Origin of the sequence: Wolbachia endosymbiont (group A) of Bibio marci (genome assembly GCF_947251645.1) — a bacterium.
Lineage (GTDB): Bacteria > Pseudomonadota > Alphaproteobacteria > Rickettsiales > Anaplasmataceae > Wolbachia.
This window is the reverse complement of the sequence record NZ_OX366364.1, coordinates 391,807-412,758: the sequence shown is the minus strand read 5'-3', so window position 1 is coordinate 412,758 and position 20,952 is coordinate 391,807. Positions and strand designations below refer to the sequence as shown.

Annotated in this window: 20 protein-coding genes, 1 tRNA gene and 2 pseudogenes; 13 read left to right on the top strand and 10 right to left on the bottom strand. The window is 35.3% G+C overall.

Going from position 1 to position 20,952, the window contains the following annotated elements:
• Nucleotides 1–27 precede the first annotated feature (27 nt).
• The 4 genes and pseudogenes from OPR48_RS02320 to OPR48_RS02310 form a co-directional block, all read right to left on the bottom strand.
• Nucleotides 28–1,503, bottom strand: coding sequence for a cytoplasmic incompatibility factor CifA (locus OPR48_RS02320; protein WP_265026410.1), 1,476 nt, complete (start codon nucleotides 1,501–1,503; stop codon nucleotides 28–30).
• 109 nt (nucleotides 1,504–1,612) lie between these two features.
• A pseudogene (locus OPR48_RS07485) lies at nucleotides 1,613–1,783 on the bottom strand (pyrimidine dimer DNA glycosylase/endonuclease V); the annotation flags it as partial.
• A gap of 9 nt (nucleotides 1,784–1,792) precedes the next feature.
• Entirely contained in the window at nucleotides 1,793–2,326 is a 534-nt protein-coding gene (locus OPR48_RS02315) for a pyrimidine dimer DNA glycosylase/endonuclease V (protein ID WP_265026409.1), read from the bottom strand.
• Nucleotides 2,327–2,343: 17 nt separating this feature from the next.
• The gene (locus OPR48_RS02310; protein WP_265026408.1) at nucleotides 2,344–3,240 is read right to left on the bottom strand and encodes an Rpn family recombination-promoting nuclease/putative transposase; all 897 of its coding nucleotides are present in this window, start codon (nucleotides 3,238–3,240) and stop codon (nucleotides 2,344–2,346) included.
• Nucleotides 3,241–3,558: 318 nt separating this feature from the next.
• Between OPR48_RS02310 and OPR48_RS02305 the strand changes: the two genes are divergently transcribed.
• The 6 genes from OPR48_RS02305 to wmk (OPR48_RS02280) all read left to right on the top strand — a co-directional run bounded on the left by OPR48_RS02305 (nucleotide 3,559) and on the right by wmk (OPR48_RS02280) (nucleotide 9,759).
• On the top strand, nucleotides 3,559–4,470 hold the full coding sequence (locus OPR48_RS02305; protein WP_265026407.1) for a hypothetical protein: 912 nt from the start codon (nucleotides 3,559–3,561) through the stop codon (nucleotides 4,468–4,470).
• Between the two features lie 39 nt (nucleotides 4,471–4,509).
• On the top strand, nucleotides 4,510–5,427 hold the full coding sequence (gene wmk, locus OPR48_RS02300) for a WO male-killing family protein Wmk (protein ID WP_265026406.1): 918 nt from the start codon (nucleotides 4,510–4,512) through the stop codon (nucleotides 5,425–5,427).
• Between the two features lie 163 nt (nucleotides 5,428–5,590).
• Nucleotides 5,591–6,265, top strand: a complete 675-nt coding sequence (locus OPR48_RS02295; protein ID WP_265026405.1) for a JAB domain-containing protein — start codon at nucleotides 5,591–5,593, stop codon at nucleotides 6,263–6,265.
• A gap of 182 nt (nucleotides 6,266–6,447) precedes the next feature.
• Nucleotides 6,448–7,626, top strand: a complete 1,179-nt coding sequence (locus OPR48_RS02290; protein ID WP_265026404.1) for a hypothetical protein — start codon at nucleotides 6,448–6,450, stop codon at nucleotides 7,624–7,626.
• Nucleotides 7,627–7,795: 169 nt separating this feature from the next.
• The gene (gene wmk / locus OPR48_RS02285) at nucleotides 7,796–8,698 is read left to right on the top strand and encodes a WO male-killing family protein Wmk (RefSeq protein WP_265026403.1); all 903 of its coding nucleotides are present in this window, start codon (nucleotides 7,796–7,798) and stop codon (nucleotides 8,696–8,698) included.
• Between the two features lie 86 nt (nucleotides 8,699–8,784).
• On the top strand, nucleotides 8,785–9,759 hold the full coding sequence (gene wmk / locus OPR48_RS02280) for a WO male-killing family protein Wmk (RefSeq protein ID WP_265026402.1): 975 nt from the start codon (nucleotides 8,785–8,787) through the stop codon (nucleotides 9,757–9,759).
• Between the two features lie 50 nt (nucleotides 9,760–9,809).
• On the opposite strand, the gene OPR48_RS02275 is transcribed toward wmk (OPR48_RS02280), so the two are convergent.
• On the bottom strand, nucleotides 9,810–9,950 hold the full coding sequence (locus tag OPR48_RS02275; protein WP_265026401.1) for a BRCT domain-containing protein: 141 nt from the start codon (nucleotides 9,948–9,950) through the stop codon (nucleotides 9,810–9,812).
• A 257-nt stretch (nucleotides 9,951–10,207) separates the two neighbouring features.
• Here OPR48_RS02275 and OPR48_RS02270 point away from each other — a divergent pair, with 257 nt between their 5' ends.
• Both OPR48_RS02270 and OPR48_RS02265 read left to right on the top strand, forming a co-directional pair.
• Nucleotides 10,208–11,179, top strand: coding sequence for an IS110 family RNA-guided transposase (locus tag OPR48_RS02270; protein WP_265026400.1), 972 nt, complete (start codon nucleotides 10,208–10,210; stop codon nucleotides 11,177–11,179).
• Between the two features lie 181 nt (nucleotides 11,180–11,360).
• Nucleotides 11,361–11,789, top strand: a pseudogene (locus tag OPR48_RS02265) (complex I NDUFA9 subunit family protein); the annotation flags it as partial.
• Between the two features lie 8 nt (nucleotides 11,790–11,797).
• Here the strand turns inward: OPR48_RS02265 and OPR48_RS02260 are convergent.
• A tRNA-Arg gene (locus tag OPR48_RS02260) sits at nucleotides 11,798–11,871 on the bottom strand.
• Between the two features lie 566 nt (nucleotides 11,872–12,437).
• Here OPR48_RS02260 and OPR48_RS02255 point away from each other — a divergent pair.
• Nucleotides 12,438–12,665: a hypothetical protein gene (locus tag OPR48_RS02255; RefSeq protein ID WP_265026398.1), complete on the top strand. Its 228-nt coding sequence runs from the start codon at nucleotides 12,438–12,440 to the stop codon at nucleotides 12,663–12,665.
• A 3-nt stretch (nucleotides 12,666–12,668) separates the two neighbouring features.
• On the opposite strand, the gene OPR48_RS02250 is transcribed toward OPR48_RS02255, so the two are convergent.
• Nucleotides 12,669–13,625, bottom strand: a complete 957-nt coding sequence (locus OPR48_RS02250; RefSeq protein ID WP_265026397.1) for an IS5 family transposase — start codon at nucleotides 13,623–13,625, stop codon at nucleotides 12,669–12,671.
• Nucleotides 13,626–13,665: 40 nt separating this feature from the next.
• Between OPR48_RS02250 and OPR48_RS02245 the strand changes: the two genes are divergently transcribed.
• The 4 genes from OPR48_RS02245 (at nucleotide 13,666) to OPR48_RS02230 (ending at nucleotide 17,445) form a co-directional block, all read left to right on the top strand.
• The gene (locus tag OPR48_RS02245; RefSeq protein WP_265026396.1) at nucleotides 13,666–13,896 is read left to right on the top strand and encodes a hypothetical protein; all 231 of its coding nucleotides are present in this window, start codon (nucleotides 13,666–13,668) and stop codon (nucleotides 13,894–13,896) included.
• A gap of 245 nt (nucleotides 13,897–14,141) precedes the next feature.
• Nucleotides 14,142–14,741 carry a peroxiredoxin gene (locus OPR48_RS02240; protein WP_265026395.1) on the top strand — a complete coding sequence of 200 codons (600 nt, stop codon included), beginning with the start codon at nucleotides 14,142–14,144 and terminating at the stop codon, nucleotides 14,739–14,741.
• Entirely contained in the window at nucleotides 14,728–15,666 is a 939-nt protein-coding gene (trxB, locus tag OPR48_RS02235; RefSeq protein ID WP_265026394.1) for a thioredoxin-disulfide reductase, read from the top strand. The genes OPR48_RS02240 and trxB overlap by 14 nt, the downstream gene beginning before the upstream one ends.
• 216 nt (nucleotides 15,667–15,882) lie before the next feature.
• Nucleotides 15,883–17,445, top strand: a complete 1,563-nt coding sequence (locus tag OPR48_RS02230; RefSeq protein ID WP_265026393.1) for an ankyrin repeat domain-containing protein — start codon at nucleotides 15,883–15,885, stop codon at nucleotides 17,443–17,445.
• Here OPR48_RS02230 and OPR48_RS02225 read toward each other — a convergent pair.
• The 3 genes from OPR48_RS02225 to OPR48_RS02215 are packed head-to-tail and all read right to left on the bottom strand — an operon-like array spanning nucleotide 17,390 to nucleotide 20,944.
• Nucleotides 17,390–18,451, bottom strand: a complete 1,062-nt coding sequence (locus tag OPR48_RS02225) for a tyrosine-type recombinase/integrase (protein WP_265026392.1) — start codon at nucleotides 18,449–18,451, stop codon at nucleotides 17,390–17,392. The genes OPR48_RS02230 and OPR48_RS02225 overlap by 56 nt on opposite strands.
• A gap of 2 nt (nucleotides 18,452–18,453) precedes the next feature.
• The gene (lpdA, locus tag OPR48_RS02220; RefSeq protein WP_265026391.1) at nucleotides 18,454–19,842 is read right to left on the bottom strand and encodes a dihydrolipoyl dehydrogenase; all 1,389 of its coding nucleotides are present in this window, start codon (nucleotides 19,840–19,842) and stop codon (nucleotides 18,454–18,456) included.
• Nucleotides 19,835–20,944 carry an outer membrane protein assembly factor BamB family protein gene (locus tag OPR48_RS02215; protein WP_265026390.1) on the bottom strand — a complete coding sequence of 370 codons (1,110 nt, stop codon included), beginning with the start codon at nucleotides 20,942–20,944 and terminating at the stop codon, nucleotides 19,835–19,837. Before OPR48_RS02215 ends, lpdA begins: the two co-directional genes overlap by 8 nt.
• Nucleotides 20,945–20,952: the final 8 nt, after the last annotated feature.

Genomic DNA, 20,952 nt, shown 5'->3' with positions numbered 1-20,952 from the left:
CAGAAACACCAAGAGTTCATAAGTGGATTACTTATTACCACTAAGCGTAAAGACGCTTTTTTTCTTATAAGAAGAAACACCACTTACACTAGGAGTTCCAAGCTCAGACTGTGGACCATCATCAACTGGCAAAGTTGTTTCCTTACTACCATGAGCTTTAGATCGTGACCGTAAATTATTCCAAGGACCATCACCTACAGGTGGTAAAATTGTTTTCTCTAACTCAGAGAATAATTCTTCCGCAAACAGACCGTAATCTACATTTACTCTTTTACCTTCTCTACCACATAATCTAAGACTTTTTATTATCCTTCCCTTAAAGAACTCAAACCTTTCAGGAAAGCTATTTTTAGCAAATAACATCATATCTAGTATTTCTTTTTTCTCTATTTCTTTTTCCTCATCAGACTTATAAATGTCTTCTCGTTTCCAGTTAATTATCAATTCTGCAAGTACACCCTTTATAGGAATTCTATCATTTGAAGTATCAATAATAGCAGCCTTTTTATATTCACTAAAACTACCACACTGCCAAATCTCCATAATGAGAGATCTAGCTTGAACATTTGATTCAGGATTGTTCAACATTGTATCTGAAAGTGAAGAAAGAAGAATCTCATAGTTTTGCTGTGAGAATATTTTCTCTGAATGATCTCCACGTGCTGAAATTCCTTTATAGCACCAATACTGTACCAAATCATGAACCGTATCAAAAAAACATGAACGTATTAATCTACTAAAAAGGAAATATACCCCTCTATCCTTCTGCAATAATTTCTGTAAAAGAGTATCTTTGTCAGCTATATTCCTTACACAAAAATCTAAAATAGGAGCGTCTTTCTCAACAGATTGAACGCGAGACAGAGCAATAACAGCTTCTGTAAGTTTCTTTTCCTTATCTTCTTCTTTTAAATGATTATAAAAATACTCTACTCCTTCGCTCCACTTAAGTTTTACAGCACTGTCAAAACCTTCTGACGCGTTACTTGGTTGCTTTAATCCCCCAGATTCTCTATCGATCCAGAAATCAAACACAGGACCTTTCCTCTTTATGCTATCTAGTAACGAGTTTCGTACGTATTTGCCAATTTCAGTTTCAGTTTTACCATCAAATGCACCAGGAGGAAAATTGTTCCTATAAGATTCAAATCTTTTTTGAAAGAGTGGATGAATTTTATCTACTACACAGTAACTACAAGCCATCTCATATTTGCGAAGTGGATTATCTATTCCACCTATTTTCTCTTCAGTAAACCTTTGACCTAAAGCAGCATTATCCAACCTTACACCTGACCAGCAACCTTCATCTTGGAATACATTGTGCAAAAACTTCAACTTATCACCCTTAAAGTATTTTATGTGCTCCATAAAGTTATCTTGAAGGACTCCCACCCATCTCTTGATAGCTGACTTCCTCCCGGCAGCAACTGTTGGATCTGGATGTTTAATAGCTTCCTGTAATTTTTTGGACATCGTAGCCCGAAGCTCTTTCTGTGTTGGCATTAACCCCTCCTATTAAGTATTTATATAAAAAAGGCATTATGCAGACATTAGAATGGATTGCAATATTAAAATTACTAGAATAGAGGGTTTAATAAAAAAAACGTTATGGCTAAAACTTCTTTTCTTGAATTTTCTCAATATAATCAACAGAAAACCCTGTTATTTCAGCAATAACATCAATAAAAACATCCGCCTTAAGTGAATTTTTAGCCACAGCTATTTTAGCCTGTTTTTCGCCCTCTTCCCTGCTTTTTTCATGTCCGATTTGGATGGCTTCTTTATTTATGAGCTATATTAGCTGTGGTATTGTGTAGCAGATTATCCAACCTGGTGCTTCTCTACCTTTTTCCCACTTAGCAAACCTCATCTTTTCTTTTAGGTAATATTCTCTATAGGCTTTTATGGGACTACTACATTTATAGCGATCAGGCAGTGCTTGTATAAAAGTTTGTATATCTGCTGATTGAAAAATTAGCAAATCCTTATTACTATCACACCAATCTACTATTTCTTCGGATTTATGCGTTCTTTTGTATCGCAAGCTATACTCTATGCACAATTCTTTTCCATGCTTTATCAACCAATTAAAGTTTCCTTTTGAGTGTCTAGCCCACAGAGAACAAGGGTGGTGGTTGTGAGTAAGTTTATATGGAACTTCTATATTTTGATTTATGATATTGACAAAAGGATTTGGCACTTTTAATGCTATTGAAAAAACATTACTTAATAACTGAGCAGTTTCTAATGGCATTTTTACTATATGCTTATCACATAACATTTGCGCCGCAATTGCTGGGTTTTCATCTAGTACAAAGATGTTCATCACACCCAAAGATAGAATTAGCTTAAGTCTTTGACTTCGTTAACTGTAAGACCAGTAGTTTGAGCTATAATATCAATAGAAACACCTGCTTTTAGTAGATTCTTTGCGACCTCAATTTTCTCTGCTTTTCTGCCTTTTTCATGTCCGATTAGGATGCCTTTTTCTTTGCCTATGAGGATGCCTTCATGAAGTTTTTCTTCAAGGGTAGATAAATAATCATCGGTACGTTTCTTAGCTTGATCATATGCAAAACGTTCTTCTTTACTCCAATTATATTGATTTAACTCATCATAAGCCCTACCAATAATTACATCACTACCTATTATTTTTTTTAGATCCTCTTCGCTCGTTTCATCTGCGTGCTTAAAAAAATAGATCCATTTTTCAACAATATTTTCTAATGGATCTTCTTTTGTCTTATTAAACTTTGGTAGCTCTACGAAAGTGAAACTAAAGTCTTTGAGATCATGTTCAAAGGTCATCTTATCAAAAGTAACGTGATCAGACTTATAAGCCAGCTTATTAGGAAATAGGATAAAATCAGCAATAGCAATAAAGATAACCCCTTTAAGATCATGATACTGGTCACCTACATCAGCTTGACTTGAATAAGCTTTGGCAGCGTAGTATTGGGCACGTTTTTCAAAGCCCCTTGTTTTAGCGACTTGCATCTCAATGATGGTTTTGACCCCTGTAGAATCAACACAGAGAACATCAACAATACTTTGCTTTTGAGAGGCAATAACAGGGTCTTGAATGGGACTGAGAAAGGAGACATCTTTAATCTGGTTGTCATCAGTAAGATCTAATATATCATTAAGAAAGTGAATAAGAATGTCTTTGTTCTTTTCAGTACCAAATATTCTCTTAAATGCATAATCATTTCGCACATTGAGAAATTTTGAAAGAGCCATGAGAAATTAACCTAAAAAGCATTAATAATTATACACAATTCTGAAGAAATATTCAACGTTTTTATATTGAAATCTTGTTTTTTTAAGCTTCGAGAAAAAATGACCTTCAGAGGTGGGCTTAGAATCGCATTTCATACTTTAAATGTAGTTTTCATCTTTTTATCAACTTTTCTATAAAGTGCCTTTAAAGCCCAGCAAATGAATATAATGAGTTTAGCAGTCTCAAAGATACCTATTTTAGATACGAGTCTACAAGTTTACTTTCAATTAAAAATTCTATAATATAGCATGAGCATTTTCAACAAAACGTAGGCAGATATGTTAGTACAACTTCTATCTAAAGCTTCCAAGCAGCTAAAGGAGCATTGTGCATTATTAAGCAGTGAGGAAAAGCAAAGTCTTTATAGCAAGGTGCTAAATGAAGTTAAAAATACACCTAGAGATTCAAGAGACGGTATAGATCAGCTAAAGAAGTTGAGTAAAGTGGCTGTTGCGATAGAAGAAACTATTGATAGTAAGTTACTAGAAAAGTTTAATGATGGTCATCCACTAAGAGAAATTAATATTGCCTATGCTTCTGGAGAAGCTACAAACTATTTATTTAGCCTTAGTGATTCATCAGAACTTTATGATTTGAAAGAGAATAGAGAAAAAGCAATTTATCAGGCAATCAAATCAGATGATAGAGAGTTAGTAAAACATCTGCTAATGATTCTTGTGTCGGGTGATATTGAGATTGAATTTTTTAAAGAATTAGAGATGTTGCTGTCAGGAACATATGAAGAATTAAAGGAAAAATTATCGCAGGATATGAAAAATTATCTAGAAAAAAATATAAGTTTAAAACGTTTTGTGTGTAGCAATGTTAACATATTAGTAGCCGAGCCTGTTGATGTACGAGCAATGATTAACTTATTTATAGCCCAATCTGAAGTAAATTATAAAATAGATGAGTTATTACTGATCAAAATAGCAGGAGCTCTAGAAGAAGGGGAATTACGCTTACAAGTAAATCAGATGATAGAACTACTAATGAGACAAGAAAGGTTTGTAGAATTGGAATATAAAGTAAGAAGGTTAAAATCAGAACTAGCAAGTGGAAAGAGCAAATATTCAGATGAGGTTATGAAGTTTATTATAGAGGAACGAGAAAGAGAGATGAGAGGGGTTGAGGACAAAAGCGACCAAATAATAAGCGAAAGGGAGAAATTATTTAAGCAACAATTCTAGTAGAAGACATTAGTATACGAATGGGCAAAGTGGCAGGCTGTGAAAAAGAGTAGCAACCCCAATTCTTTAGACTACAAAGTAGGACAAAAAGTAAAAAGTTGGAGGTTGGAGCGAGAGTATACTCAGGAGGATTTGGCGAAGAAAATCGGTACAACACGTCAGGTAGTACTACAATATGAAAAAGGAACTCGTAGAATTTCGATTGAAAAACTATATGCCATAACAGAGGCATTATCAGTCAGTATTACAGATCTCATTCCTATACAAAGAGTATCAAAAAGTTGTCTTGAAGACGAGGGAGAAGAAATATTAAATTTAGTAAGAAATTATAAAACAATTAATGATCAAGAATTACGCAAGATATTTTATTTATTAACTAAATCTGCCCAGCTTAGTGAAAAAAGTAGTAGAAAAGCAGAGAGAATGGAAATAGCAAAGAATCTAGTCAAAGCAGGAATTTCTGTTGATATCGTCTCAAAAACAATCGGCTTATCCGCTAATGAATGTACCAATGGTTCTATACACTACAAAATAGGGAAAAAGATAAAAGAATGGAGGCTGGTACGAGAGTACTCTCAGGAAGATTTAGCAAAGAAAATCGGCATAACACGTCATAAAATAGGCAAATATGAGCAAGGACGAACTACTATTCCACTTTACAAATTATATGACATAGCAGAAGCATTATCAATTAGTATTGTAGATCTACTACCTGGATCAACAGAAGATGAGGTAGAAAATGAGCTACCGAGTTTAATAGAAGAATACAAAAAAATTGAGAATCGAGAATTACGCCATGCGCTGATAAACACTTTGTTTGAAGGCATACGGATTTGCGAAGAAAAAGTTAGAAAAGCAGAAAGGATCAAAGTTGCAAAAGATCTGGTGAAGGAAGGAATTTCTATTGATGTTATTTTGCAAACAATAGGCATCTCTTCCGGAGCAAGTTTAAAATAAAGAAATTAACTATTAATATTTTCTATCTTTCCATAAAAAATAAATAAAAAAATCGAAAAAATTGACTTGACTCCCGCCAAAATGGATGGTTTTATGCCAATACTGCTAAGAAAACAGCAGTAAATATTTAAAAAAAATTTATTATTAGTGAAGGGTATATTATATGAATAATAACAATAAAAGTAAAGATCGTAGAGAAGAAATAGAGTTTAGAGCATTGGAAAGCGAAGGACGTGCTTTGCTAAATCATGAAATAGTAGAAACGTTTCTAAGTTCAGTGCATGACAGTGCCGAGGCTCGCATTATTGCTAAAAGACTAACAGATAGTTTTGGAATAAGAGGAATTTTAGGTCAGGAAGTAGATGACTTGAGAGTTATAGAAGGAGTAACCGACTCTACAGTAGCAGTAATATTATGCCTTAGGGAAGCGTCGAAGAGGGCACCAAGAGAAGAGTTAAAGGAAGGCCCTGTAATGGATAACCTGGAAACCATCGTAAAATATTTAAGGGTGAGTATTGGCTGTTCAGAGAAGGAAAAGGTAAAAATACTATATTTGGATCAAAAGTACTGTTTAAAAGGAGAGGAAGTGTTTACTGGTACAGTGGATAAGGCACCAGTGTACATAAAGGAAATAACAAAAAAAGCATTGCTAAAAAATGCAACATTAATAGTAATGTCGCACAACCACATAGAAGGGAGTGCAGAGCCATCTAATGAAGACGAAGCAGCAATTAAAAAATTAGCTTCAGCGTGTAGTACTATAGGAATTAGATTGTTTGATCACATTATCGTTGCAAGTGCGGACTATTGTAGTTTTAAGGAAAAAGGACTGTTATAGCCCAAGGAGAGAATAGTGAGGCTGCTCTAAACTTTTCCTCTAGAGAGCTTTTAGTTGAATACAAACGTTGACAAATCTGCTCATTATCATCTACAATGAGCAGAAGAGTTTACATTGAGTTAATAATAAAGTAATAAAGCTCGTTGTACACTTAGAAAGTATTTTCAATAGCGGAGGCTAATATGACTAATAAAAAAATTACAGTGGTTGGTAATACTCGTAAGTTCAACATTGATCTTAGCAAATTACCGGACGAAATATTAAGTGCTCTTGAGGGTGTAAGTTGTAATGATATACAACAGTCTAACTTTGTGAGCAAAATTAATAAGGCTAAGAAGCCTGGAGGAGCGATGCCTTCCCCTAGTAGAGATGCTCGTGAAAAGTCAATCAACTTTGGGAAAGGACTTGATCTTATTTATGGCACAAAACCTTTGGGTGATCAAGCAAATCCATTTGTCTTATTGCAAAAAATAAAGCCAGGTGCAAGCGAAAATAAAAAGTTGAGCTGGTTTAAAAGTGCAGTGGTAAAAGCAGGCAGCCCAAAAGAGATGCATAAGGTTGTGGATCAAGCTCTATCTGCTGGCATAAGAATAAATGCATGTCATGAAGGAGAAAGGAGCTTTGCTGAGTATGTAATACTGGGTATGCATTTTCACAAGTTCAAAAAAGGTGATCAGAAAAAGATAATGAGTAAATTAATACTGAGAGGAGCAGAGTTTCATGACAATCTGTTGCAGAATAAACTGGTAGATGAAATTTATAAAGAACTGCAACCAGAGGTTCAGCCACAGATAGATAAGCAACTTGGGGAACAGAGAAAAATTGGTGAAAATGCTGTTCGAGGAGGAAACGTAATAGGTGTAGAGATAGACAACAAAACATGTATTACGGAATTTTCTGAGGGTAGCACAGTAGAGGTGGCAAAAGTACTAGAGGGCTTAAACAGAAGTAGTATCATAAAAATGGGCGATAGCACAATAGAAGTCGAAAGCGAGAAAGGAGGTAAAAGAGACTATATAGGTGTGTCAGGCACCTTTGAGATAACATTTTCTACAAGCATTGGTGGGCTAGGAGTTGTAGTATACCACGATGCAAAAAATTACGGTCAAGTACAAGTGAGAGTAGCAGATAGGGAAATGTGGGATGAGCTACAAAGAAGAGGAGAAGTAGTAGGGAAAGATTGCCTCTTTGGTGGAATGACAGTTGAAGAGGCGGTAAAGAGAGGAAATTTCCCGGGGCGTGGCATCTTGGGTGAAAATAAGGCCATAGAAGAAAGAGAGGCAGTTAGTGAAGCATTGTCTTCGTCTTTGTGGACAGATAGGATACGTGGAGGTAGTCAAGAAACCTTTAAGCAACGTTAAACAACGAGGAAGGGAGGTTTTCTTCCCTTCTTCATTTACAGCCAACTTTACAACAAAATTTTACTAAGATCCAGAGTGTTTCTTTCATGTTTTTCTCCTGCCATGGATCTTAATAAAATTGAGCTATAGTAAAAAATCTTATATATATGGTTATTTCTGTGTAAAGAGAGTGACCGCTAGCATACTAGACTATAAAGTAGGACAAAAAGTAAAAAGGTGGAGGTTGGAGCGAGGGTATACTCAGGAGGATTTGGCGAAGAAAATCGGTACAACACGTCAGGTAGTACTACAATATGAAAAAGGAACTCGTAGAATTTCGATTGAAAAACTATATGCCATAACAGAGGCATTATCAGTCAGTATTACAGATCTCATTCCTATACAAAGAGTATCAAAAAGTTGTCTTGAAGACGAGGGAGAAGAAATATTAAATTTAGTAAGAAATTATAAAACGATTAATGATCAAGAATTACGCAAGATATTTTATTTATTAACTAAATCTGCCCAGCTTAGTGAAAAAAGTAGTAGAAAAGCAGAGAGAATGGAAATAGCAAAGAATCTAGTCAAAGCAGGAATTTCTGTTGATATCGTCTCAAAAACAATCGGCTTATCCGCTAATGAATGTACCAATGGTTCTATACACTACAAAATAGGGAAAAAGATAAAAGAATGGAGGCTGGTACGAGAGTACTCTCAGGAAGATTTAGCAAAGAAAATCGGCATAACACGTCATAAAATAGGCAAATATGAGCAAGGACGAACTACTATTCCACTTGACAAATTATATGACATAGCAGAAGCATTATCAATTAGTATTATAGATCTACTACCTGAATCAACAGGAGGCGAGGTAGAAAATGAGCTACCGAGTTTAATTGAAGAATACAAAAAAATTGAGAATCAAGAATTACGTTATGCGCTAATGAAAACTTTGTTTGAAGGCATACGGATTTGCGAAGAAAAAGTTAGAAAAGCAGAGAGGATCAAAGTTGCAAAGGATTTAGTTAAAGGGGGAATTTCTATTGATACTATTTTGCAAACAATAGGTTTATCTGCTGATCAAATTGCGTGAAAGTTTTGATGGGCAGCAAAAGATTGGGATAGAAAATGCTAGCTTTTGATAAAGCTCTATGGTATAAGTTTTGTTTCTGTAAATGTATGTTTGTTTCTGTAAGAAAAAGCGACTTTAACTCAGTTAGTTCTATAAGCTACGAGATAGGACAAAAAGTAGAAAATTGCAGGTTAATGCAAGAATATACTCAGGCAGAGTTAGCAAGCAAGATCGGGTTAACACACCAAGAAATAAACAACTATGAACTAGGATATATTCTTATTCCAATTGATATATCATATGCAATAGCAAAGGAATTATCAGTTAGTGTTACAGATCTACTACCTGAACCAGTAGTAGTAAGGAAAGACAGTTATTGTGAAGATGAGGATGAAGAAATACTCTATCTAACAGGAATATATGGAAGAATTCAGGACCAGGGATTACGCAGAATAGCACGTCCATTGATTAAATCTGCCTGTCTTAGTGAAAAAATTAATCAAGAAGAAGCAAGGATAGAAGTAGCAAAGAATCTAGTTAAAGAAGGAATATCTGTTGAGATTATCTACCAAGTATCTGGTTTATCTACTTACGAATATGATAATGCAGAAAAAGAAATTTGTACTGATTCTATATACTACAAAATAGGGCAGAGAATAAAAGAATGGAGGTTGATAAGGATATATACTCAGAAAGATTTAGCGGATAAAGTTGGTTTAACACCTAAGGAAATGCACGAATACGAAAGAGGATACACTGCTGTTTCATTTGACAAATTGTATGAAATAGCAGAGGCATTATCAGTTAACATAAAAGCTCTGCTGCCTAAAACAAGAAAAGATGAGGATAGTAAAGAAGAAAATAAACTACTGGGTTTCCTAAGTGAGTACAGAAAAACTGAAGATCAAGAGAGTATATTAGATGAATTAGTAAAATTTTTATCTGAAGGAATGCAGACTGGCAAAGAAAAAGTTAAAAAAACAGAAAAAATCAGGGTTGCAAAGGATCTAGTTAAGGCAGGTGTTCTTATTGATATTATATTGCGAACAACTAGTTTATCTTCTGATGAAGTTCCTAGGTAAATAAAGTTGAAGTTATACACAAATAAATATAAAGTCCATTCTGGACTGGTCTAAGTGTTTCTTTTATGATGAAAAAGCCATTCTTTCTCAGTTAAAATTTTAACACCTAGTTCCACAGCTTTGTGATACTTTGACCCAGGTTTTTCGCCGACAACCAAGAAGTCCGTTTTATTTGATACACTTGAACTCACAATTCCGCCTAAAGATTCTGCCTCTGCTTGCGCTTCCATTCTTATATGTTGAAATTAAGTCTTTATAAGTGTGACAAAGCAGTAATATAAAGATGTATAGAGAAGAGGAACCGTTTCCTTTCTTGGTCATAGGGACCGTTGGAAAGCAAGGTTCTCTTCTCTTAAATTTATACTGAAAGTTCCGAACAACTGATTGAGCTTTTAGGCTCGTATATAAGACTGGAAAATGCAGTATATGTTATTATTATGGAGGAATTATGAATTCATCAAATATTATTGCTGGCATTGATGTTAGCAAAAGTAAATTAGATATCCACATTCACCCACTTGAGCATTATAAAATATTTGAAAACAATGTACAATCCATTGATGAAATGCTGGACTTTTTACGTTTGCATAATGTAACCAAAGTTGGCCTTGAGGCAACTGGTGGATACGAAAAATTATGTGCCTATACTTTACTAAGCAATGGTTTTGAGGTATACGTCATTCAACCTAGATGGGTTAGAGACTATGCTAAAAGCCTTGGTATTACTACAAAAACTGATAAAATAGACTGCAGTATCATTTCACGTTATATCAATAATACAGATATGCGTGTTACTCCTTTAACAGTTGATAATGGTAATATTGATTGCTTGAAACAAAAATTATCTCGTAGAAACCAACTTGTAGAAATAGCAAAAATACAAAAAACCCAAATCCAACAGGTAACTGATACATCTATAATTAAACAAATAGAGGAGCTTCTCGCGATTTTACGTAATCAAATTAAAACTTTAGAAGATGAAATGATTACATTTATCGATCAAAACCAAGAGCTTAAAAGAAAATATATATCAATAACTAGCATACCAGGTGTAAGTAAAATCACAGCCATTACTTTGATTTGCTATTTGCCCGAACTTGGAACCCTTCAAGAAAAGCAAATATCTAGCCTTGCAGGACTTGCACCTTTTAATCGAGACAGTGGTTTCAGTAAAGGAAAGAGATGTATTCAGGGCAGTAGATCACAAGTTAGAACGGTTTTACACATGTGTATTCTCAGTGCACAAAAAGTTAATTCTTATATCAACCCTTTCTTTACTAGATTATATAATCAATATAAAAAGCCATATAAAATTGCTTCCACTGCTGCCATGAGAAAACTGCTTATTCTTGCTAACTCTTTGGTCAGAGACGATAGAGTCTTTACTGAGGAATATAGTCCTCAGTCTGTTTCTATCTAAGCTAATTTATGGCAGAGCTTGTGGATAAGTACGCTATACAAACTATAAGTACTTATCCACAGCTACACTAGATTAAGAATATTTAAATTAAGAGTCATAATATATTGATTTTTTATAAATCTACTAAATTGAAAATTTTTCGATATTTTTCATTTTTTTTATTGACTTTTAACACAACTGCTTACCACTAATTGGCAATGGAACGACTAAATTTCAGCCCATATGTGTAACAGACTTAGCTGAAGTGGTATATCGTATTATCAGTTTTAATAAGCAAGACAAGAAAATTTATAACATGGGTGGACCAAAGGTTTACTCTTTCAAAAGCTTATTGAAGTTTATTCTGAATGTTACTAACAGAAAGTGTTTGTTGATCAATGTATCTTTTCCAATGGCAAAGTTAATAGCTTTCTTTTTAGAAAATAAAATTATTTCTATGCTGCTAAAACCAATAACCGGAGATACGAACCCTGTGCTTACTCAAGATCAGGTGAAAGTTATGATGAATAGCTCAATCGAAAAGTCAGCTGACCTTGAAACAATGAAGGTTCGACCATTAGCAATTGAAAATGTGGTGCCAGAATACTTGAAGATTTATAGAAAGTATTGATAGAAGAGTGTGCCCGGTGGGATTCGAACCTACGACCCACAGCTTAGAAGGCTGTTGCTCTATCCAGCTGAGCTACGGGCACACAACATATATAAAATGCTTCTTAGTACAAGTGAAGTCAAGTATTTCGTGTGAATATGATGTTTATCTTGCAACACCTTGTCATTGCAGTTGTGTGTCACGCGCTGCCGAAATTGGATGCGAGAAGTCTATTTATTTTAGAAAATGTTATATAGAAACTTCCTTGACAAACCTCGCCACCCCCCTTATCATGAAACTGAAGGTATTCAGTTATCTTCATCTGTGCAGATTAAACAGCAAGAAAACAACGTAGTTGGCGTCTTATTTTTAATTTTTTGCACTATGTGCACCTTATGTCTTCACAACATTTCTGGGTTTTTACCTATATAAGCTGAAACGCGCTTATAAGTCATTTAAGACAGTATAGTACGCCAATTTGCAGGATTAGAGAGTGACAACTAGCTAACACGGGATTTCTTTTGCCTTTTTTTCTGCTTAGTAAATTTCTTAAATATTTAAACTAAGGTGAGTTGCATTTAAAAGCAGCTAAATTGCAGTGTTTAAGGCTTAAAAAACGCCAATACTGAAAATAGACAATGACCAGGGTTTCTTTTGCCTTTTTTTTACTTGGTAAATTTCTTAATGTTTATAGCTAAAAGAGCCCAAGAGAGGTGTCATTCCAGTGCCCCTGTGATGTCATTCCAGTGCTTGACACTGGAATCCAGTTTTCCATATAATCTCATCGAAAACGTTGTAACCACTTTCTATGCTAGTTTGCTTGTAAACAAGCAAACTTTCCTGGATCCCAGTGGGCTTTGTTGCATCGCACCTTATACTGGTAGTAATTTACGATAAATATCATGTAGCCATTTCAAATTTAGCCATACCAATTTCAGTAAATTGATTAAGCAAATAGCACTTAATCAGCAATTCTTTTTCGCGATTTACTTCGGATTTATTCCTAAAGCTGAATCCAAATATTTGCTTTAATCTTGAGAAAAACCCTTCAATATAAGATCTTTTCCCATAATTTACTTCTTTTTTCCATTCTTTCACGCCATCTTCACCGTATAATTTTATTAACCTAATAGCAGCATTTCTGTCAGACATATAATCTATTTCTGGATGTTCTGCCGCATTGTTTATTGGTGGAATTTTTGCCTTTATATCATATTCGTGACACAATTTGTAAAACTTGTGCCTATCATATGCCCTATCTGCATATAGTGCTTTTATGATATGCTGAAAATTAACTTCTTTAAGCAAATCGCAAGCTCCATAGTGATCAGAGTAGACACCGTTACTGTATTTTACAGCTATGGCTTTTTTGCTGTTTATATTCAACATTACATGCAATTTTCTTGTCTGTTCATAGCCACGATATTTTCTGTTAGCGCTATTTTCCTTGCTGTGACCAGGGGTATTGTTGTAAATGCTGATACCTGTACTATCTATAGCAATTTCGATGTCTTCCATATTATTTTTATCAATTCTGCAATCATTGATCTTAATATTAAGTTTCTTAAACCTTCTTGATGCTTGTGAATAGCTGATAACTGCTAAATCTCTTCCTATTTGTTGCATATATCCTTTTATAAACCCCACCGTTTGTCTTAAACCAATTCTAAAAAGATTGACAATTATATGCACCAAAATCACAATTTTATCACTGTAAATATAGTTGCCGCCTTGCATTTTTGGACTATTTTCATACCAATTTTCTATGACTTCATTGATATAATGAAAAATATTTCCTCTTTCCTGGAGAAATTTGTTATATTCATTTTGGTTACTGACTTTCATTTTCTGTGGCATATTTTTTCTTCAACAGTTAAATGGTTATTTATAATGAATTTTGTCAGTAGCCACCAGATTTTTTCGGTTGCTATGCAACAAAGCCATCCCAGTGTCTGGGCACTGGGATGACACCATTCTTTTTCCTGGATTCCAAACTGGGATGACAGCTAGCCTGACAATCGTCATCCCGCTGCTTGTTAGCGGGATCTATGCTAAAAGATACTGCGGCGGTATGACGGTTTGTGGTGGAATGGCGATAAGCTCGTCATCCCGCTTTGTTAGCGGATGAGATACCGCGGCGGTATGACGGTTTGTGGTGGAATGACGATAAGCTCGTCATCCCGCTGCTTGTTAGCGGGATGACAAGAAAGGAGCAGCAGGATGACACCATCATAAAGTGAAACTAGATTGTATCTTATCGGTAAAAAAGAAGAGCTATTTTAGGAAGTTTTTATAGGACTAAAACCAAAGAAAACTTGCATATAGGTTCATCAAGGTGTAAAATTAGAGTTGTTTTAAAAGAATAGGTCAATTATGAATCTTGTAACAAAGTCTGCTATCGATTTTACTGCTCCAGCCGTTCTCTCCGGCGGAGAAATTGTTGATGATTTCTGTCTGAGTAAGCGCATAAAAAATAAGTATGCTGTCCTTTTTTTCTATCCACTTGATTTTACCTTTGTCTGTCCAACTGAGTTGATATCATTTAGTAATAAAATAGAGGATTTTTCAAAACGTGGTGTTGAAGTTATAGGGGTAAGTGTAGATTCAAAGTTCTCACATTATAAATGGCGAAACACTCCAGTTAATGATGGTGGTATTGGAGAGGTTAGCTACACTTTAGTGTCTGATATCAAAAAGTCTATATCAAGAGACTATGGGGTCTTATATGATGACTCAATTGCGCTGAGAGCAACTTTCGTTATTGATGATAAATTTATTGTACGTCATCAATCGATAAATGATTTGCCTTTAGGGCGTAATATCGATGAATTCGTTAGAATCGTTGATGCAATTAAACATAATGAGGAGCATGGTGAAGTATGTCCAGCAGGGTGGAAGAAAGGTAAGCCAGCAATGCAGGCAAGCGATGAAGGAGTAGCTGATTATCTAAACTCATACAGTGAAGAATTATAGATTTAGTACAAAAGTTCTTATTATTGGATCCGGGGCAGCGGGTTATGCTGCTGCTATATATGCAGCACGTGCAAACTTAGAGCCAATTGTAGTAACGGGAATGCAGCCTGGTGGTCAGCTTACAATTACTACAGATGTTGAAAACTATCCTGGTTTTGTTTCAATACAGGGTCCAGAACTAATGGAGCAGATGAGGTTGCATGCAGAGAAGGTTGGAGCAAAAATAATAGATGATGAGATAAAAAGCGTTGAACAACTTGAGGATTCTAATGAGTATAGATTTAGATCTTCTGGTAATATCAATGACTACTACTCGGATGCAATTATAATTGCATCCGGTGCGCAAGCAAAATGGCTTGGTTTGGAGAGTGAAAAGGAATTTCAAGGTTACGGAGTTTCAGCTTGTGCAACTTGTGATGGTGCATTTTTTAGGAATAAAGTTGTAGCCGTGATTGGTGGTGGAAATACTGCTGTTGAAGAAGCAATATTTTTAACTCGATTTGCCAAAGAAGTGATATTAATACACAGGCGTGATAAATTGAGAGCGGAAAAAGTAATGCAAGATAGGCTCTTTAAAAATGATAAAATAAAAGTAATGTGGAACCATACCGTAGAGCAGATTCTTGGAGAAGAAAATCCGAAAAAAGTTACTGGTATTATAGTTAAATCAACGGAAGCTCAAGAGTTAGAAGTGGATGGAGTGTTTATTGCAATTGGGCATGCACCAAATACGGGTATTTTTAAAGGCTTTGTTGAAATGGATGAGCAGGGTTATATAATTACGAAACCTGGAACAACTTTAACTAGTAGGGCAGGGGTGTTTGCTGCAGGTGATGTTCAAGATAAGGTGTATCGCCAGGCAGTAGTTGCCGCAGGAACAGGGTGCATGGCTGCACTTGATGCAGAGAAGTTTTTAGAGTCGTAATTAATTAACTCAGAATTAGGATTTTATAGCTAAAGTGACTTAAGTTCACCGATAATTTTAAAAATAAAAATTCGTCATTCCGCTACTTGTTAGCGGAATCTATGCTGAGATACCGCGGCGGTATGACACCTTTCTTGGGTTAGCTATAGATAAATCGCTTGCAATTTTCCTTTTCTTTTTCATAATTATATTAGTAAATTATTAGGTAGGTTTAATATGCTTTATGGAGAGAATAGGACAAATACTAATGGTTACAGATATCAGAGAACTCTAGATGAACCAACACAAAAGTTATTTGAGGCTATTGATGATGAAAACCTAGAAGGTTTTAAACAAGCTCTGGCAGAGGGTGCGGATGTTAATGCGTTTGATAAAGAAGGCATGACACCTTTGGTGTCCATAGTTACTAATTTGTCTGCAGGCTTTAAAAAAGAATATCAGAATATGATTAGGTTACTTCTACTGCACCAGAGAATAGATGTTAATATTTGTGAAAAAAGTAATGACGATACAGCTTTACACCTAGCAATGTGCTTTCAACAAAAGAAAACGTTACAACTTTTGCTTAGTCACCCAAACATAAACACTAATATAACCAATAAGAAATATCAAAGTCCTAGTGAGTATGCTAGGCAAAATCGTGCTGAACATTTGGTAATAGAAATACAAAAAGCACAAAGAGGAAGACAATTATTAGATGCTCTTTTTAAGGAAGATATTAGCCGAGCAAAAACACTGTTGGGTCAAGAGCTTAACCCTAATTGCTGGAAAAGAAACCAAAATGGAGAAATAGAAACACCCCTGAGATTAATATGTTTACAAGGAATAACACAAGATAACGAAGAAGTATTGACTAAACTTTTAAAACATAAAGACCTAGATTTTAGTCAAATAAAGCCAATACAAGCTATAGAGCAAAATCGATGGGTGAAGCAAATAATTGAACAAGCTATTAAAGAGCGATTAACCGATACTATTAATAGAAAAGATTTAGATGATGTAAAAAAATTAATAGAAGATAATTGTTTCATAAATCGTGCAATTGTTACTGCTGCATTGAGAGATGCTAGTGAGCCAACTGAGTCCGTTAAAAATTGTCTAAATGAAAAATTTCCTGCAAGTGCAGAGCAACCTGTAGCAAGTACACATAATGTTCAACCAGTAATAAACGACGAATTCATTGCTCGAGAGTTGCAGCAGCTCGAAAACTTTAGAGATGAACTTGAAAGAAAAGAAGCTCAACTTGTAGAGAAAGAGCAAGAGCTAGCGAATAAAACTAGCAAAATTTCACAATTAGAAGAAAATTTAATACAAGTAAAGCGGGAAAAATCGGCTCAGCAAAGTGAATTAATTGAATTTAAAAGAATTGTACATGGAAGAGCAGACGACACTGTCGAAATTTTACAATTAAGAAGAGATTTGAAACAAGTAAGGGAAGAAAGAGATAGGCTTTCATCAGAAAATAGACTGCTCCGTAGTAATAAAAACGAAAAACCCTCGCAAGCAATTTCTCCTGGTAGAAAACAAAGCAACTACGCTTCTGCTTCTTTTATGTTGTCTGGAGCGTTTGCTGTTGGTACATGTTTAGCAGTTTTATACGATTATCCAGTAATAGGTGCTTGTCTTACAGCAGTTGCACTGGTTCTTTTTTTAGTAGGATATTATTTATGTAAAGCGGATGAACGAGATATAGGACCTGGTAGTGCCACAGACAATCCTCAAGTTACAAGGGTTTTGACTTTTTCTCCAAACTCTGCTGAAAATTCTTATACATATTAAAAACATCTTGATAATTGAGGTGAGTGTAAACTTGAGTGGTCTCAAGACTCGAATGACCAAGCAGTTGTTGTATTGATCTTATGTCAATATCTTCCTGAAGCAAATGAGTAGCAAAACTATGACGAAATGCATGTGGAGATAAAATTTCTGGTAAATTTAACATTCTCCTTATTTTCTGCAAACGATTAGCCACATAAGTTCTTCCCAATTTTTTTCCTCTTACTCCCACAAAAAGATGTTGTGCTTCATCAAGGTAAGGACAGGCTTTTACATATTCTTGTATACATTTTTTTACTACTGGGAGAATGAATACCTGCCTTTGTTTATCTCCCTTACCTGTTACTATTAAACTTTCATTGTTAATATCACTAACCCTAAGGTTCAACGCTTCACTGATTCTTAAGCCTGTACCATATAGCAGGACGATAATCGCAATTTCTCTTTTTACCACCCAAGATTCGCCCAAGTCAGATAGTTTCATTTCTTTCACCAAAGTTTTTGCGTTGCCTCCTGTCATCCCAGTACGTGACACTGGTTCTTCTTTTTTTCTGGATTCCAGCGTCACGCGCTGGAATGACAAAGGAGAGTGAATCCCATGTAAATAATGGTTATGCAAGAAGAAATCTATTAAAGCTTTTATATTAGGTATTGATAATGCTTTGGGCAGAGTTCTTCTCTGAATTGGCCTTGATAAGGAAAATATAGCTTCATTGTCTATATTGTAGTTGTTTTTTATGTACTTGAAAAAATTTCTGATTACTGACAATGCACGAGCGTTAGATCTTGCATTCACACCTCTTGCGTAACGAGAGGTAAGCCAACTTCTTAACTCAGGTATGCTTAAATTTTTCAGAGTACCAACATTTACTTCTCCGCCAATGTGAGTATTTAGGAAACTTATAAGATCCTTCAAGTCCCTCATGTATGACTCCAAAGTGTTTGGTGAATAAGATCTGTTGCACCTCAGCCACTCATACCATTTTTCAATGATTGAACCGAGGTCCACAATTATTTTTTAAAGAAAGCATCGATGCACGCATCTCGAAAGGCTTCATTTATATCAGGATGAGAGTGACAAATTCTGTATATATCCTCTGCTGCTGCGCCATATGCCATTGCAACCGCTGCTTCGTTTATTAGCGTGTCAGCGTATGCTCCTATGATATGCACACCTAGTATTGTATCTGCTCTGCTACAAGTCAGCACTTTCACGAATCCTTCAGCATCATCAGTGATTTTTGCTCTGCCGTTTGCAGCAAATTGACATTTACCAATTTTGTACTTACGGCCAACACTTTTCAACTCCTCTTCAGTTTTACCGATTGAAGAAACCGCAGGGTGAGTGTAAATGACAGATGGTATAATTTCATAATCAACGTGAGGTGACTGTCCTGCTATTATCTCTGCAACTGCCACTCCTTCTTCTTCTGCCTTATGAGCAAGCATTGCTCCACCGATCACATCACCAATAGCAAATATTCCTTTCACATTAGTTTCATATCTGTTGTTAACTTGAACGAAACCGCGATTATCTTTTTCTATTTTTTCATCAATACCAAGATTCTCAGTGCATGGTTTGCGTCCTGCTGCCACCAATACCTTATCCGCCTCTATAGTGTTTGTTTGATTATCTTTTACAGAGCAAACTTTCACACTCAAAGAGTTGCTACTTTGTTTTATCTCCTCGACTTTAGTGCTAAGTAAAAATTTTATTCCTTGTTTTTGTAGACTAGAAAGTAGAGACTTACTTAATTCTCCATCCATTGCTGCAGCGATTCTATCAAAAAATTCTACTACAGTGACTTCAGACCCTAGCCTCCTCCATACAGAAGACATTTCAAGCCCTATTGCCCCGGCTCCGATTACGACAAGTTTTTTTGGTACTTCAGTTAAAGATAATGCACCAGTAGACGAAATAATGTCTTTCTCATCGATATTAATTCCTGGCAAAGAAATAACGTCAGAACCGGTTGCAATTACTATATTTTTTGTCTTCAGCACCTTACCTTCAGCTAAAACTTCAGGATTACCTTGGTCAAAAGAAGTAATTTTCCCAAGCCCATTGATTTTAGTGATTTTGTGAAGGTTAAACAGATATTCTATACCTTTTCCAAGTTCCTGAACTCTGGCGTCCTTATAGCCTAGCATTTCTTTTAAATCGAAACTTGCGTCCTTAATTTTTATGCCAAGCTTCGACAGATCATTTTTCGTGTGAGCATACTGATAGGAAGAATGAAGTAGTGCTTTGGAGGGTATGCACCCAACTCGCAAGCACGTACCACCAAAAATGCTATTTTTATCTATGCAGGCAACTTTCAATCCAAGTTTTGCAGCAGTGATAGCACACTTATAACCACCTGGACCACCACCTATAACAATTAAATCATAATCAATCATAAAGAACAAACCTATTTTCTAAAGAATAAACACCATTCTTCTCAGTTGTTACATATATCTTATTGCGAGTAAACACTGGAGTGTGAAACACATTACCAGGTACTTTGACTACCTTTCCTGCACTTTCAGATCCCGGAAAAGCAAACATTGAACCTTTATTGCTTGTCACCCACAGTGTATGGGCATGCATAATTGGAGCAAACAATTGCATATTTTCTATTAAATCAGATGTCCAGACCGTTTCTCCATTTTTTATATCCAGGCCAATTATTTTATCGTCTTTAGTAACTATAAAAATTCTTCCGCCTTCTTTTTGCTTCTTTGGAGGAATAAGAGGACTGTAATATGACTCAATGTCTGATACACTTTTTACTTGCAGTGACTTTGACCATAAAATATTTCCTGATCTCACGTCAATACCATAAATATAGGAATTGTTTGTAGCTATTAAAGTATCGCCAAACACTCTCGGTGTAGTAGTTACATCTGTGAGCTGTGTATCCAAAAGGTTTGTAGCCAATTTTTGGCTCCACAATTTTTTACCGTCTTCATTGAAAGCTATTAACTCACCATTTGAAAATGGTGCTATTATTTTATCGTTAAAAATTGTTGGCGATATGGAATACAAACCTCGAACCTCATTGATACCGTTTTGATAAGTCCAAACGGAGCTGCCATCTTTTATATCAAACACGTACAGATAATTATCAATAGTCAATACTACCAATTTATTATTTATTACTGCTGCTTTTCCTCTTACTGGAGCTCTCAATTCTTTTTCCCACTGAATCTCGCCGGTTTTTGCATCTATTGTGTGTAGAACGTTATCCACTATAAAGAAAACGTTTCCTCTGTGACGCAATAGGCTCATGTTACTAATTTTTTTTCTGTGTGAGAGGTGTAATTTCCAATTCATAGCCTTTGAGTTATCAATATCAAAGGAATATAAAGCGCCGTGCTTGTCTGATAAAATAACGCTATCTTCTGTAAGCACTGGAGCTACATACCCTTGAGATAGTTTTTTATCCACTAGACTTATTCGCTCGCTTGCCATTGTGTAACTGCTACACAATAACATTATCATGACAATTATTACTTTCATTACTTATT

Excerpts from the sequence above, each read along its gene's own strand:
- OPR48_RS02320 (WP_265026410.1), bottom strand. The coding sequence starts at position 1,503 with ATGCCAACACAGAAAGAGCTTCGGGCTACGATGTCCAAAAAATTACAG.
- OPR48_RS02315 (WP_265026409.1), bottom strand. The coding sequence starts at position 2,326 with ATGAACATCTTTGTACTAGATGAAAACCCAGCAATTGCGGCGCAAATG.
- OPR48_RS02310 (WP_265026408.1), bottom strand. The coding sequence starts at position 3,240 with ATGGCTCTTTCAAAATTTCTCAATGTGCGAAATGATTATGCATTTAAG.
- OPR48_RS02305 (WP_265026407.1), top strand. The coding sequence starts at position 3,559 with ATGTTAGTACAACTTCTATCTAAAGCTTCCAAGCAGCTAAAGGAGCAT.
- OPR48_RS02295 (WP_265026405.1), top strand. The coding sequence starts at position 5,591 with ATGAATAATAACAATAAAAGTAAAGATCGTAGAGAAGAAATAGAGTTT.
- OPR48_RS02290 (WP_265026404.1), top strand. The coding sequence starts at position 6,448 with ATGACTAATAAAAAAATTACAGTGGTTGGTAATACTCGTAAGTTCAAC.
- wmk (WP_265026402.1), top strand. The coding sequence starts at position 8,785 with ATGTTTGTTTCTGTAAGAAAAAGCGACTTTAACTCAGTTAGTTCTATA.
- OPR48_RS02270 (WP_265026400.1), top strand. The coding sequence starts at position 10,208 with ATGAATTCATCAAATATTATTGCTGGCATTGATGTTAGCAAAAGTAAA.
- OPR48_RS02250 (WP_265026397.1), bottom strand. The coding sequence starts at position 13,625 with ATGCCACAGAAAATGAAAGTCAGTAACCAAAATGAATATAACAAATTT.
- OPR48_RS02240 (WP_265026395.1), top strand. The coding sequence starts at position 14,142 with ATGAATCTTGTAACAAAGTCTGCTATCGATTTTACTGCTCCAGCCGTT.
- OPR48_RS02230 (WP_265026393.1), top strand. The coding sequence starts at position 15,883 with ATGCTTTATGGAGAGAATAGGACAAATACTAATGGTTACAGATATCAG.
- lpdA (WP_265026391.1), bottom strand. The coding sequence starts at position 19,842 with ATGATTGATTATGATTTAATTGTTATAGGTGGTGGTCCAGGTGGTTAT.
- OPR48_RS02215 (WP_265026390.1), bottom strand. The coding sequence starts at position 20,944 with ATGAAAGTAATAATTGTCATGATAATGTTATTGTGTAGCAGTTACACA.